12 protein-coding genes and 1 pseudogene are annotated in these 12958 nt (G+C 62.5%); 9 read left to right on the top strand and 4 right to left on the bottom strand.

Annotation, left to right across the window (positions count from 1 at the left end; genetic code table 11):
* The first annotated feature begins 6 nt into the window (after positions 1-6).
* The 3 genes from sppA to EFD55_RS00775 all read left to right on the top strand — a co-directional run bounded on the left by sppA (position 7) and on the right by EFD55_RS00775 (position 1835).
* Complete coding sequence (gene sppA, locus EFD55_RS00785; RefSeq protein ID WP_125842039.1) at positions 7-957, top strand: signal peptide peptidase SppA; 951 nt, start codon at positions 7-9, stop codon at positions 955-957.
* A 29-nt stretch (positions 958-986) separates the two neighbouring features.
* Complete coding sequence (locus EFD55_RS00780; protein ID WP_003544934.1) at positions 987-1286, top strand: integration host factor subunit beta; 300 nt, start codon at positions 987-989, stop codon at positions 1284-1286.
* 216 nt (positions 1287-1502) lie between these two features.
* Complete coding sequence (locus tag EFD55_RS00775) at positions 1503-1835, top strand: LapA family protein (RefSeq protein WP_125842037.1); 333 nt, start codon at positions 1503-1505, stop codon at positions 1833-1835.
* 39 nt (positions 1836-1874) lie between these two features.
* Here the strand turns inward: EFD55_RS00775 and EFD55_RS00770 are convergent, their stop codons facing one another.
* Together EFD55_RS00770 and EFD55_RS00765 are read right to left on the bottom strand one after the other, a co-directional pair.
* Positions 1875-2309, bottom strand: a complete 435-nt coding sequence (locus EFD55_RS00770; protein WP_125842035.1) for a GNAT family N-acetyltransferase — start codon at positions 2307-2309, stop codon at positions 1875-1877.
* Positions 2310-2370: 61 nt separating this feature from the next.
* Positions 2371-2826 (bottom strand): SRPBCC family protein, encoded by a 456-nt coding sequence (locus EFD55_RS00765; protein ID WP_125842034.1) that lies wholly within the window; start codon positions 2824-2826, stop codon positions 2371-2373.
* 109 nt (positions 2827-2935) lie between these two features.
* On the opposite strand from EFD55_RS00765, the gene EFD55_RS00760 reads away from it, so the two are divergent.
* The 6 genes from EFD55_RS00760 to olsB all read left to right on the top strand — a co-directional run bounded on the left by EFD55_RS00760 (position 2936) and on the right by olsB (position 9431).
* Positions 2936-3526 (top strand): NUDIX hydrolase, encoded by a 591-nt coding sequence (locus tag EFD55_RS00760; protein WP_125842032.1) that lies wholly within the window; start codon positions 2936-2938, stop codon positions 3524-3526.
* Between the two features lie 124 nt (positions 3527-3650).
* On the top strand, positions 3651-4748 hold the full coding sequence (locus tag EFD55_RS00755; protein WP_125842030.1) for a class I SAM-dependent methyltransferase: 1098 nt from the start codon (positions 3651-3653) through the stop codon (positions 4746-4748).
* Positions 4745-5605: a TrmH family RNA methyltransferase gene (locus EFD55_RS00750; RefSeq protein WP_125842028.1), complete on the top strand. Its 861-nt coding sequence runs from the start codon at positions 4745-4747 to the stop codon at positions 5603-5605. Before EFD55_RS00755 ends, EFD55_RS00750 begins: the two co-directional genes overlap by 4 nt.
* The gene (gene lspA, locus EFD55_RS00745; RefSeq protein WP_125842026.1) at positions 5602-6105 is read left to right on the top strand and encodes a signal peptidase II; all 504 of its coding nucleotides are present in this window, start codon (positions 5602-5604) and stop codon (positions 6103-6105) included. Before EFD55_RS00750 ends, lspA begins: the two co-directional genes overlap by 4 nt.
* A 55-nt stretch (positions 6106-6160) precedes the next feature.
* Positions 6161-8443 carry a PAS domain-containing hybrid sensor histidine kinase/response regulator gene (locus EFD55_RS00740; protein WP_125842025.1) on the top strand — a complete coding sequence of 761 codons (2283 nt, stop codon included), beginning with the start codon at positions 6161-6163 and terminating at the stop codon, positions 8441-8443.
* Between the two features lie 109 nt (positions 8444-8552).
* Entirely contained in the window at positions 8553-9431 is an 879-nt protein-coding gene (gene olsB, locus EFD55_RS00735) for a l-ornithine N(alpha)-acyltransferase (RefSeq protein ID WP_125842023.1), read from the top strand.
* Positions 9432-9500: 69 nt separating this feature from the next.
* Here olsB and EFD55_RS00730 read toward each other — a convergent pair.
* Positions 9501-10290, bottom strand: a pseudogene (locus tag EFD55_RS00730) (cupin domain-containing protein).
* A gap of 324 nt (positions 10291-10614) precedes the next feature.
* The gene (locus EFD55_RS00725) at positions 10615-12900 is read right to left on the bottom strand and encodes an NADP-dependent malic enzyme (protein ID WP_125842021.1); all 2286 of its coding nucleotides are present in this window, start codon (positions 12898-12900) and stop codon (positions 10615-10617) included.
* Positions 12901-12958 lie beyond the last annotated feature (58 nt).

Below are 12958 nucleotides of genomic sequence, written 5' to 3'. Positions count from 1 at the left end.
GTTTTTATGGACAGTTCGATCATCGCGGATCGCCGGCGGCTGCGCCGCAAGCTCGGCTTCTGGCGCATCGTGGCAGTGGCGCTCGTCGTGGCGCTCGGTTTCGCCTTCTACGCCTTCACCTTCGGCGATGGCGGGACGGCGCGCCCGCATATCGCCCATGTGACGATATCGGGGCTGATCGTCGACGACGACGAGCTTCTGGAGCGGTTGAAGAAGATCGAGATCGACAAACAGGTGAAGGCGGTCGTGATTTCGATCTCCTCGCCCGGCGGCACGACCTATGGCGGGGAAAAGATCTTCAAGGCGATCCGGGCGATATCAGCCAAGAAGCCCGTCGTCTCCGACGTGCGCACGCTTGCCGCCTCCGCCGGCTACATGATTGCCACCGCCGGCGATACGATCATCGCCGGCGACAGCTCGATCACCGGCTCGATCGGCGTCATTTTCCAATATCCGCAAATCCAGCCATTGCTCGACAAGATCGGCGTGTCGCTGCAGGAGATCAAATCCTCGCCGCTGAAGGCCGAACCCTCGCCCTTCCACGAGGCGAGCGAGGAAGCCAAGGCGATGATCCGCAACATGGTGGTCGACAGCTACAACTGGTTCGTCGACCTCGTCGCCGACCGGCGCAAGCTGCCGCGCGAGGACGTGCTGAAGCTGGCCGACGGCACGATCTACACCGGCCGGCAGGCGCTGAAGGTAAAACTCGTCGATACGATCGGCGGCGAACCGGAAATCCGCGCCTATCTCAAATCGCGCGGCATCGACAGCGAATTGCCGATGGTGGACTGGGACAAGAAGAGCAATACGCCTTTCCTGCTCGCTGGAGCTGTTTCGCGGTTGATTACGATCTTCGGTTATGATGATCTCATGAAAGGCCAGGATATCAATGGAATCCTGCCCCCAAAGTTGCTTCTTGACGGGCTGCTTTCAGTTTGGCAGGTTGGCCACGATTGATAAGAAATCAATAATTTAAGGGGGCGACTGTGATCAAGTCTGAATTGGTGCAGATAGTTGCGGCACGCAACCCGCATCTCTATCATCGCGACGTCGAAAATATCGTCAACGCGGTTCTCGACGAGATCACGGATGCACTGGCTGCGGGTAACCGAGTCGAATTGCGCGGCTTTGGCGCCTTTTCGGTCAAGAACCGCCCTTCCCGCTCCGGCCGCAACCCGCGGACGGGCGATACCGTGTTCGTCGAGGAGAAGTGGGTTCCCTTCTTCAAAACAGGCAAGGAACTGCGTGAGCGGCTCAATCCCGGCCAGGCCGACGAAGAGGATTGAGCGGCATAAGCCGCCTGCGGCGAAACCGCACTTGAACTCGATGGCCGTTTTCCTATTCTGCTAGCGCATCGGCCCGAAAATCGGAATCGATTTTCGGGCCGATGCGTAGATTTTAAGTGTTGCAGCGTCCATTGCGCATTTGAAAAAATGCGCTGCGCTGTAAGATGAAACGCGCCCTCACAAAAATCGGCGCAATCCGGCATGTGGAGACCTCAAATGGCCAAGAAGATCATCAACCTTTTGATTCTGCTGCCGCTCGGCGTCATCCTCATCGTCTTCTGCGTCGCCAACCGGCAGAGCGTCACGCTCGCCTTCAACCCGTTCCGGCCTGATGATCAGGTGCTTGCGGTTTCCGCACCCCTTTTCGTCTTCCTCTTCATCGCGCTGATCTCAGGCATGCTGATCGGCTCGGCCGCCACCTGGTTCAGCCAGGGCAAACACCGCAAACGTGCCCGCACCGAGGCCAAGGAGGCCATCCGCTGGCAAAGCGAGGCCGACCGCCACAAGACGCGCGCCGAGGAAATCGCCGGGCAGCTGCCGTCGCGATAAAACTCGTTCGATATTTCTGCGACCGGCTTCGGCAGCCGGTCAGGCCGGGAAAAAGCTCAATTCCTCATAATCGCCTTCCGGCGACGCGCCATTGCCGGTGACGTTGAAACCGTGGGAGAGGTAGAAGGCCTTTGCTCGCCGGTTCTTCACCAGGCATTTCAGCCGGTATCTGTGTTGCGGCCATTCCGGCAGCGCCCGCAGAAGCGCCGTCCCGGCGCCGCGGCCCTGGAATTCCGGGCGTATGTACAGCATGTGAATGAAATCATCCGCCGGCCAGAGCGAGAGGAAGCCTGCCACGCCGCCATCCGCATGCGCGCAGACGAAGATCGTCTCGCCATTGGTGTGGGCGGCGAAATCCTCGCGATGGAATTTGCCGGGATCGACCCAGACGAATGTTTCCCGGCGCACGGAAAGATAGATCTCCGCGAGCACTTCCTGATCTTCCGCCTTCGGCGGCCTGATGATCCATGTCATGTCGCCGACTTAAAGCAAGCCCCTGCCCTCGCCAAGTCCCAAGCTGGGCACCGGCAGGAGATCAGCCGGCCTCCATCTTCGCGACGACGGCGGCGTTGAAATCCGAAAAGAAACCCTCGGAGAGCTTCTGCGAGGTCGAATCGAGCAGGCGGGCGCCGAGCTGAGCGAGCCGGCCGCCAAGTTCGGCCTTCGCCCGGTAATGCAGGATGGTCTCCGCGCCTCTTTCCTCGAGCACGATATCGGCGCTGCCCCTGGCGAAGCCGGCAAGACCACCCTTGCCTTCGGCCGACAGCGTATAGCTGTTCGGCGCATGGACATTGGAGAGTGTCAGCAGCCCGTGGAAGGTGGCGGACAGCAGGCTGAACTTCACCTTGATCGTCGCCTCGAACGTGCCCGGCGATAGTCTCTCGATGCTCTGACAGCCCGGAATGCAGCCGCGCATGATCTCGGGATCGTTGAGCGCCGCCCAGACGACGTCCCGCGGCGCGGCGATGCGTTCTTCGCCGGTGAAATCCATTCGACAGCCCCATCTCCGATTCGCCCCTCTTATCCCAGCGGGAAAGCGCTTTGCCAAGGCGGAGCGGAATGTTATCTGCCGGGCTCGATCGGGAGCAAGGAATTGGCCAATGAACGACGACTTGAAGCCCTGGAGCGTGACGGCAAGCCGCATCACCTATGAGGATCGCTGGATCCGGCTCAGGAGCGACGATTGCCTCACCGCCGACGGCACTGTCGTCGCGCCGTTCCACGTGCTTGACTATCCTGATTGGATCAACGTCGTCCCGCTGATGCCTGACGGGCGCGTGCTGCTGACGCGGGAATACCGGCACGGCCGCAACGAGATCGTGCTCGGTCTCGTTGGCGGCGGCGTCGAACCAAGCGACATCGAGGCCGGCGACGCGGCGATGGCGGCAGCACGGCGTGAACTCAGGGAAGAGACCGGATATGAAGCCTCGACCTTCGTCAAGCTGCTCGCCTCCTATCCGAATGCATCAAGCCACAGCAATATGGTGACGAGCTGGCTGGCGCTCGGCCTGAGCAGGGCTGGTGAGCCGTGTTTCGACCCCGGCGAGAAGGTCGAGCTGCTGTTTACCGATCTCGCCGTTATTCTCGACGACATCAAGTCAGGCACCGTCATCATGCAGTCGATGCATGTCGCCGCCCTCTATGCGGCGGAAAGTTGGCTTCGCACGCGAGACGTCGAGGGCTTGAAATAAACGCCGTGCCGGGAGAACCTGTCCTTTTGCGGGGCAAGGTTCGGCGCGCAGTTGATCCCGCGCGGTCTTCTGGGCTAGAGGTCGCAAACCATAAAAACATCCGACAGAGACGCGGAAGAGCACGTTGAAACAAAGAGAACGCCGGCCGGGCCAGAAGAAGACATCAGGTCCCTCCGGTGAAAACCGCAGGGACGATCGCGCGGATCGGTCATCGAAGCCGGTCGCGCGGCCCGCGGTCGCACGCGAGGCGGTGCGCGAGACCCCGGCCCCGGTCGCGGCCGGGCGCCCTCTGATGGCGCGCAGCGGCGAGCGTCCGACCGAGCGCGTGCCCGTCATTCTCGAATCGCTCGGCGCCGGTGATTTCCACCTGATCGACAGCGGCAATGGCGAAAAGCTAGAGCAATATGGCCCCTATCGCATCATCCGCCCGGAGGCACAGGCGCTGTGGCAGCCTTCGCTGGCGCCCCAGATCTGGGAAAAGGTCGATGCCGTCTTCACCGGCGATACCGACGAGGAAGGCACCGGCCGCTGGCGTTTCCCGAAGGAGGCGCTCGGAGAAACCTGGCCGCTCAACCTGCTCGGCGTCGATTTCCTCGGCCGCTTCACCTCCTTCCGTCACGTCGGCGTCTTTCCCGAACAGATCGTACACTGGAGCTGGATGAAGGATCAGGTCGAAAAGGCGGGCCGGCCGCTGAAGGTTCTGAACCTCTTCGGCTATACCGGTGTCGCCTCGCTGGTCGCGGCCGCGGCGGGCGCCGAGGTCACCCATGTCGACGCGTCGAAGAAGGCGATCGGCTGGGCGCGCGAAAACCAGGCGCTCGGGCGCATGGAGAAACTGCCGATCCGGTGGATCTGCGAGGATGCGATGAAATTCATCCTGCGCGAGGAACGCCGCGGCAGCCAGTACGACATCATCCTCACCGATCCGCCGAAATTCGGCCGCGGCCCCAATGGCGAAGTCTGGCATCTCTTCGAACATCTGCCATTGATGCTCGACATCTGCCGCGAGATCCTGTCGCCGAAGGCGGCCGGCCTCGTGCTGACGGCCTATTCGATCCGCGCCAGCTTCTATTCGATCCACGAGCTGATGCGCGAGACGATGCGCGGCGCCGGCGGTGTGGTCGAATCCGGCGAGCTGGTGATCCGCGAGGCAGGCACCGACGGCAAGACGCAGGGTCGGGCGCTTTCCACCTCCCTCTTTTCCCGCTGGGTGCCGAAATGAGCAAGGACTTCCACGATCAGGGACCGCGCAGGGTCGGGCAGGTGAAGGAAGTCACCTCGCTTGCCAATCCCATCATCAAGGACATCAAGGCGCTGACGAACAAGAAGTCGCGGGAGGAAAGCGGCACTTTCCTGGCCGAGGGACTGAAGCTCGTCATCGACGCGATCGAACTCGGCTGGACGATCCGCACGCTGGTCTATGCCAAGGCCGCCAAGGGTAAGCCGCTGGTCGAGCAGATGGCGGCAAGGACCGTCGCTGCGGGCGGGCTCGTGCTCGAAGTCAGCGAAAAGGTGATTGCCTCGATCACCCGCCGCGACAATCCGCAGATGGTCGTCGGCATCTTCGAGCAGCGCTGGAAGCCGCTGCGGGATATCCGGCCGAGGGACGGCGAGACCTGGGTGGCGCTCGACCGCGTGCGCGACCCCGGCAATCTCGGCACCATCATCCGCACGGCGGATGCGGCCGGCGCTTCCGGCGTCATTCTGGTCGGAGAGGCGACCGATCCCTTCTCGCTCGAAACCGTGCGCGCCACCATGGGCTCGGTCTTCGCCGTTCCGGTCGCACGAGCGACACCGGAGGAATTCATCGCCTGGCGGAAATCCGCCGGCGTGTCCGTCGTCGCGACGCATCTTGCCGGCGCGGTCGACTACCGCACGATCGACTACCGGAAAAAGCCGGTCGTGCTCTTGATGGGCAACGAACAATCGGGCCTGCCGGATCAACTCGCCAAGGAAGCCGACGCGCTTGCCCGCATTCCGCAGCAGGGCCGCGCCGATTCCCTGAACCTTGCCGTTGCCACCGCCGTCATGCTTTTCGAGGCGCGCCGCCATCTCCTCTCACTTGCCGAGGGCAAATGACCGAACAGACGCACGCACGCCCCGCGCTGTTTTCGCGCCCGGCGCCGATCCTCCTCTTCATCGTCGTCGCCGTCCTCATCGACCAGGTCGTCAAGATCGCCGTCGATCATTACCTGCCGTTGCAGGAAGCCGTTCCCGTCATTCCGATGCTGGCGCTCTACCGCACCTACAATCTCGGCGTCGCCTTTTCCATGTTGTCTGGCATGGACGGCTGGTTCATCGTCGGCATGCGGCTCGTCATCGTCGCCTTCGTCATCTGGCTGTGGTACCGCACGGCGAAGGACCGCTGGCTCGCCCATCTCGGTTATGCGCTGATCATCGCGGGCGCGATCGGCAATCTCGTCGACCGCTTCGCCTACGGCCACGTGATCGATTACATCCTGTTCCACACCGAAAGCTGGTCCTTCGCGGTCTTCAATCTCGCCGACAGCTTCATCACGATCGGGGCCGGCTGCGTCATCCTCGACGAGCTTCTGCTGCCGAAAAAGGCCGGCCGCTAAAATCTTATCGAATTCCTGAAGGCATTCGGAAGGAGCCTCATGTTAGCTAGATACCATGCACAACCTGGGACAGTTGCAGGAAAGATTGTCCGCCGCCTTCGGGGGACCCGCCGCCAAGCCGCTTGAGATGCGGACGGAGGCTTCTCCCTCGCGACTTGGCGCATCGCCACGTCGGCAAGCCGATGAGGACAAGAGGGGGGCCGCAGCCACGAGGCTCCTGCTGGTCTATTGGCTTGGCGGAGCCGGCCTTCTTGCCGCAACGATCCTGACGCTGCTTGCCCATGCCAGCGATCCGCTGCTCCTTTCGGGCGGCCTCGTCGTTCTCGGCCTTGCCGTCATCGCGAGTTACGCCGTCCTCATGGTTCGGCGGCGCCGAACCGGGCAGCCCGCCGGCAAATCGATGCCGGAGTGGAACGACGGGGCGAAACTGTTTGCCGATGTGCACGACGTCCTCGGCGACATCACCGCCAGCCGCACCATGGACCGGCGCATCATCAGCGCCAACGACACGTTTCGCCGCCTCACCGGACGGCCACGCCCCGAGGGACGCACCTGCGAGGAGATCGGGCTTGCGTTCCGCCCCGGCCCCGTACCGCACTGCTACGACGTCGAGATTTCGACCCCGGAAGGCCAGCGCATCTTCCTCTGGCGCGACGTCGTCACCCGCGATCCGGCGGATGGACGCCTGCTGCTGCAGAGCGTTGCCCGCGATGTGACCGAGGAGCGGCTCGTTGCGCAGGCCCGCGAGGAGGCGCGGCAGAAGGCCGAATATAACAGCGCCGCAAAATCCAGGCTGCTTGCGACCGTCAGCCATGAGGTGCGCACACCGCTTTCCGGCATTCTCGGCATGACGCATCTGATCGCGGAGACGCGGCTGACGCAGGAACAGCAGAACTATCTCGCCAGCATCCGCCAGTCCGGCCACGCATTGACGCAGCTCGTCGAGGATCTGCTCGATTTCTCCACCATCGAGGTCGGCCGCTTCGAGTTGCATCCACGCTCGGAATCGCTGCGCAAGCTTCTGGAAAGCGTCGTCGAGATGCTCGCCCACCGCGCGCATGAAAAGGGCATCGAAATCGGCGCCACGGTGTCATCAGACCTGCCGGAGAACATGAACTTCGACCCGGCGCGACTGCGCCAGGTGCTCTTCAACGTCATCGGTAATGCCGTAAAATTCACCCAGGCCGGCGGCGTCTTCATCCGCGTGGCGCTTGATGTCAGCGACTTGCTGATCACCGTGACGGATACCGGTCCCGGTATGACACCGGAGGAGCAGGCGCGGGTCTTCGGCGAATTCGAGCAGGGCGGGACCGTTGCCGACAAGAGCAGCGGCACCGGGCTCGGCCTTGCCATCTCAGCCCGCATCATGCGCGAATTCGGCGGCGCGCTGACCGTTGCCAGCGAAAAGGGCAAAGGCAGCGAATTCACCATCCGCTTCCCCGTCGAGATCGGCAGCGAGCGGGCTGACCGGCGAAACACGCTGCTTGCCGGCAACAGCGTCGTGTTGCTGGCGCCGGCAGGGGCCGCGCGCACCGCGATCGCCGAGACCATCACCGCGCTCGGCGGCCTCTGCCATCTCGTCGGCGACGGCGAGAGCGCGCGCACGACACTGCTCGGCATGGCCGGCGGCGGACGGCGGCCGACCGATATTATCGTCGACCATCGCATGTCGGCGGAGTTTTCCACGCATCTGGCCGACCGCGTCGAAATTGCAGCCCTCGGGCTGCGCAAGGTTCTCCTCGTCAATCCGGAAGAGCGCAGCGCCCACCCGCTCGACCTGTTCGATGCCTGGCTTATCCGGCCGCTGCGCGAACAGTCGCTCATCGACGTGCTGCGCGGGCGCATGCGCGGCATGGAGAAACGCGACGCGCTGAACGACAACCAGCCCGGCTTCGGCCTTTCGGTGGCGGAGACGATGGTTGCGGCGAGTGGGCTCAGCATCCTGCTCGGTGAGGACGATCCGATCAATGCCATGCTGGTGCGCGTCATCCTGGAAAAGGGCGGGCATAAAGTGCGCCATGTCGAGGATTTCGAGACGCTGCTCGATTGTGCCCTTGGCGAGGCGAATGCCCGGCCCGACATCATCATCAGCGATCTCTCGATGCCTGGAGGCAACGGCATCGACATGCTGGGACGCCTGCGCGGCCACGAAAGGCGGCTCGATCTCGCCCCGGTGCCGGTGATCGTATTGACCGCTGACAAGAGCGACGACTCACGCCGCCAAGTGCTGCTCAACGGCGCCAACCGCGTCATGATAAAGCCGATGGACCCGGTGCGGCTTCTGACCGAAGTTCAGGCGGTGGCCGCACTTTCGGCCCGCCGGGCAAAGGCCCGATGAGGCGTTGTGGGAACCGGCACGCTTCTTGCGTCGTGAAATGCATTATGTCACTTTCCTGTCGTATAGAAGTGTTTTATGGCGTCGATAAGCCGGCAACGGGAGAATCGCCATGTCCTCCATCGACATCCTGAATCATGACACCACCGCAGAGGCTCCACGGCCCTCGACGGCTGCTGTGCAGAAGGACGGCGATATTCTCGGCCGCATCGGCAATCTGGAAACTCGCCTTGCCCGCACGGCACGCGAGATCGATGCCGCCCAGGCCGTGCGCTACCGCGTTTTCGTCGACGAGATGAAGGCGCAGCTACCGCCGGACGCAATGCGCCGCCAGCGTGATGTCGATGCCTATGATGCCTTCTGCGATCATCTGCTCGTTCTCGACCGCTCGCTGGAGGGCGATCCCGAAGACCAGATCGTCGGCACCTATCGGCTGTTGCGCCAGGATGTCGCCATCGCCAACGGCGGATTTTACTCGGCTTCCGAATTCGAGATCGATGGCCTCATCACCAAACATCCGGATAAGCGTTTCATGGAACTCGGCCGTTCCTGCGTCCTGCCGGAGTACCGCACCAAGCGCACGGTCGAGCTTCTGTGGCAGGGCAACTGGGCCTATGCGCTGAAGCACGGCGTCAGCGCCATGTTCGGCTGCGCGTCGTTCCCCGGCGTCTATCTCGAAAGCCATGCGCTGGCGCTGTCCTTCCTTTATCACACCGTGCTCGCGAAGAATGAATGGGCGGTCGGCGCCTTGCCGCATCTCGCCCGCAACATGGACCTGATGCCGGTCGAGGCGGTCAACCCGAAGCGGGCGCTGATGTCCCTGCCGCCGCTGATCAAGGGCTATATGCGCCTCGGCGCGATGGTCGGCTCCAGCGCCGTCGTCGATCATGCTTTCAACACGACAGACGTGCTGATCGTGCTGCCGATCTCCAGCATTTCGGACCGCTACCTGAATTACTACGGCGCCGACGCCGGCCGCTTCGCGAGCTAATCGACGCGAGCGACGATCGTCTTCGCCTGCCTATGAAAAGCCGATGCCAGCTTGGCCGATGGCGTGGCCTCATCCACCGGATCGTCTTCTCGTGTCCGACGGGTTCTCTCCATACGCCGCCCGATAGGTTGCCGCGAAACGGCCTGGCTGGGCGATGTTTGCGTGCATGAATTCAATGGCGCGACGGACATACCGCGGTGCGGTCAGATGGATTTTCTTGTCGAGCAGATGCGAGAGCCGATGCGGAATCAGGCGCACCACGAGATCGGCAAGCGCCTGGGTCAGGTTCAACATGGCGATTGGCGATTGAAGCAGCGGCCCGTTGTTGCGCATGCCGATGATGATCGTTTGGGCGAGGCTGCCGAATAACCGTCCCGCTGCCGTTGAAAAATCAATGATCGGTGCCAAGCCCATCGTCCCGATCAGGGGCGTCTCCAGTACGGAGGCGACGACCTGCGCTATGATTGTCCAGTTCAGATTGAGCGTATCTGACCGGTGAGGCGCTGCTTGTACGGAAATCCAGTCCGGCTCGATATTGTTCATCAATAGCAGCCGCCCAGGTGTGGCTTCCGCCACAGTCCGACCAAGCGCTACATTAAGAGCGCCAGTGCGCGGAACGACAATTGCCAGAGATTGCGACCCATGTGCCGTTCTTGCACCCCAGTTGCCGGAATCCTGGTTTGCTGACCAGCGACAACCTTTCGTCACCCCAAAACCCGACCTTCCAGTCGAGTGGTTTCTCTCGGCCATTGCGCCATGCGTGGAACAAACCAAACCCCTTGGTCAGGGCTTCAACCATATCGTCGAAAGTCGTTCCCTGAAATCGGGGGGTGAAATTGAGGGACGCATTTCCTGGCATGGGAACCCAAACGGCTGATGAAATATTAAAACAATCGAGCAGCAAAACCGTCTATTGCCCATTGCTTTTTTCAAGGTCCATGCGGGCAAATTTATGCCGCGCGTATAAGGTTATTGCATCAAAAGTATGACTTATCGAATGAACAATGCGCTGCGCAGCACCGCCAGCATGTATGCGTGACGGTGATCGGCAATTCGGAACAATCGTTGTCGATGAGGGCGCAGCAGAAGAGTGGCGAAGCCGGGTAAGATAACCCACAAACCTGTGCCCGGTCGACGCGCTGTCGGCCGGGCACAGAATGCCGTCATATCGAACTGGGCGAGTTTACGAACCCGCGCCATAGGCGGCGATCGCCGCCATGTTGACGATGTCGGAATCCTTGGCGCCCATCGAGGTGATCTGCACCGCCTTGTCGACACCGACCAGGATCGGGCCGATCACCGTGGAGCCGCCGAGTTCCTGCAGCATTTTGGTGGAGATCGAGGCCGAGTGGAAGGCCGGCATGACGAGCACATTCGCCGGACCTGAGAGGCGGCAGAAGGGATACTGCTCCATCACCTTGCGGTTCAGCGCGACATCGGCCGCCATTTCGCCGTCATATTCGAAATCTACGCGGCGCTTGTCGAGGATCTTCACCGCCTCGCGCACCCGCTCCGAGCGTTCGCCCGAGGGATGGCCGAAGGTGGAGTAGGCCAGCATGGCGACGCGCGGCTGATAGCCCATGCGGCGCGCGAGACCGGCTGCCTCCTCGGCGATATCGGCAAGCTGCTCGGCGGTCGGCATGTCGTGCACCGCGGTATCGGCAACGAAGACCGTACGGCCGCGGCAGAGCGCCAGCGACACGCCGATGATGCGATGGCCGGGTTTTGCGTCGATGCAGCGGCGCACATCCTCGAGCGCCGTGGAATAGTTGCGGGTGATCCCCGTCACCATGCCGTCGGCGTCGCCGAGCGCCACCATGGTGGCGGCAAAGTGGTTACGGTCGTTGTGGATCAATCGCTGGGCATCGCGGTAGAGATAACCGTGTCGCTGCAGTCTGGCATAGAGATAGTCGATATAGGCCTCGACGCGGGTCGAGATGCGGGCGTTGACGATCTCGAGGCCGGGCCGGTTGAGATCGATCCCGGCGCGCTCCGCCGTTGCCCGGATCAGGTCCTCGCGGCCGAGCAGGACGGCGGTGCCGAGCTGCTGGTTGGCGTAGGACAGTGCTGCGCGCAGGACCTGCTCTTCCTCGGCTTCGGCAAAGACGATCCGCTTCGGGCGGCGGCGGACACGCTCGTAGAGGCTGGCGAGCGTCGAGGCGATCGGATCGCGGCGCGCCGAAAGCTCGCGGGCATAACCCGCCATGTCATTGATGACCTTGCGGGCTACACCGCTTTCGATCGCGGCTTCGGCAACCGCGACCGGGATCGCCGAGATCAGACGCGGATCGAAGGGCACGGGAATGATGTATTGCGCGCCGAAACGCGGCCGGTTGCCCTGATAGGCGGCGACCACGTCGTCTGGCACGTCCTCGCGGGCAAGGTTTGCCAGCGCCTTGACGGCGGCGATCTTCATCGCGTCGTTGATTGTGGAAGCACGGACATCGAGAGCGCCGCGGAAGATGTAGGGAAAGCCGAGGACGTTGTTGACCTGGTTCGGATAGTCCGAGCGGCCTGTCGCCATGATGGCGTCGTCGCGGATGCGGGCGACTTCTTCCGGCGTGATCTCGGGGTCGGGATTGGCCATGGCGAAGATGATCGGCCGATCCGCCATCGAGCGAATCATCTCGGCTGAAAACGCGCCCTTCTGCGACAGGCCGAAAACGACATCGGCACCTTTCATCGCCTCTTCCAGCGTGCGCGTGTCGGTCTTGGCCGCGTGCGCCGATTTCCACTGGTTCATGCCCTCGGTGCGGCCTTGGTAGATGACGCCCTTGGTATCGCAGAGAATGATGTTCTCAGAGGCAAAGCCCATCGCCTTGATGAGTTCGACGCAGGCGATTGCTGCAGCACCCGCGCCGTTGCAGACGAGCTTCGTCGTCTTCAGGTCGCGGCCGGTCAGCTCCAGCGCATTGATCAAGCCGGCGGCAGCGATGATCGCCGTGCCATGCTGATCGTCGTGGAAGACGGGAATGTCCATCAGTTCGCGCAGCCGGCTTTCGATCACGAAGCAATCAGGCGCCTTGATATCCTCGAGATTGATGCCGCCGAAGGAAGGGCCGAGGAAACGCACGCAATTGATGAATTCATCGACATTTTCGGTGTCGATCTCGAGATCGATGGAATCGACGTCGGCGAAGCGCTTGAAGAGCACCGCCTTGCCTTCCATCACGGGCTTGGAGGCCAGCGCGCCGAGATTGCCGAGGCCGAGAATGGCAGTGCCGTTGGAAATGACGGCGACCATGTTGCCGCGCGCCGTGTAGTCGTAGGCGGTCTGCGGATCGGCCGCGATCGCCTTGACGGGAACGGCAACGCCCGGCGAATAGGCAAGCGACAGGTCCCGCTGCGTCGCCATCGGCTTGGTCGGATTGATCTCCAGCTTGCCGGGCCGGCCCATGGCGTGAAATTCGAGCGCCTCCTGGTCGGTCACCGAGGTCACTGGCCGGTCCTTCTTATCGATATCGGGCATAAATCCTCCAACGTCCTGTGGGCGACGCTTCGCTCTTCCTCAAATGCTGTTGTCATCT

Origin of the sequence: Rhizobium pisi (genome assembly GCF_003938655.1) — a bacterium.
In the GTDB taxonomy this organism is placed as follows: domain Bacteria; phylum Pseudomonadota; class Alphaproteobacteria; order Rhizobiales; family Rhizobiaceae; genus Rhizobium; species Rhizobium pisi.
This window is presented reverse-complemented; position numbering and strand designations above follow the sequence as displayed.

What these genes read in the sequence shown, in the direction of transcription:
- sppA (WP_125842039.1), top strand. Translation starts at nt 7, where the DNA reads ATGGACAGTTCGATCATCGCGGATCGCCGGCGGCTGCGCCGCAAGCTC.
- EFD55_RS00775 (WP_125842037.1), top strand. Translation starts at nt 1,503, where the DNA reads ATGGCCAAGAAGATCATCAACCTTTTGATTCTGCTGCCGCTCGGCGTC.
- EFD55_RS00770 (WP_125842035.1), bottom strand. Translation starts at nt 2,309, where the DNA reads ATGACATGGATCATCAGGCCGCCGAAGGCGGAAGATCAGGAAGTGCTC.
- EFD55_RS00765 (WP_125842034.1), bottom strand. Translation starts at nt 2,826, where the DNA reads ATGGATTTCACCGGCGAAGAACGCATCGCCGCGCCGCGGGACGTCGTC.
- EFD55_RS00760 (WP_125842032.1), top strand. Translation starts at nt 2,936, where the DNA reads ATGAACGACGACTTGAAGCCCTGGAGCGTGACGGCAAGCCGCATCACC.
- EFD55_RS00750 (WP_125842028.1), top strand. Translation starts at nt 4,745, where the DNA reads ATGAGCAAGGACTTCCACGATCAGGGACCGCGCAGGGTCGGGCAGGTG.
- lspA (WP_125842026.1), top strand. Translation starts at nt 5,602, where the DNA reads ATGACCGAACAGACGCACGCACGCCCCGCGCTGTTTTCGCGCCCGGCG.
- EFD55_RS00740 (WP_125842025.1), top strand. Translation starts at nt 6,161, where the DNA reads ATGCACAACCTGGGACAGTTGCAGGAAAGATTGTCCGCCGCCTTCGGG.
- olsB (WP_125842023.1), top strand. Translation starts at nt 8,553, where the DNA reads ATGTCCTCCATCGACATCCTGAATCATGACACCACCGCAGAGGCTCCA.
- EFD55_RS00725 (WP_125842021.1), bottom strand. Translation starts at nt 12,900, where the DNA reads ATGCCCGATATCGATAAGAAGGACCGGCCAGTGACCTCGGTGACCGAC.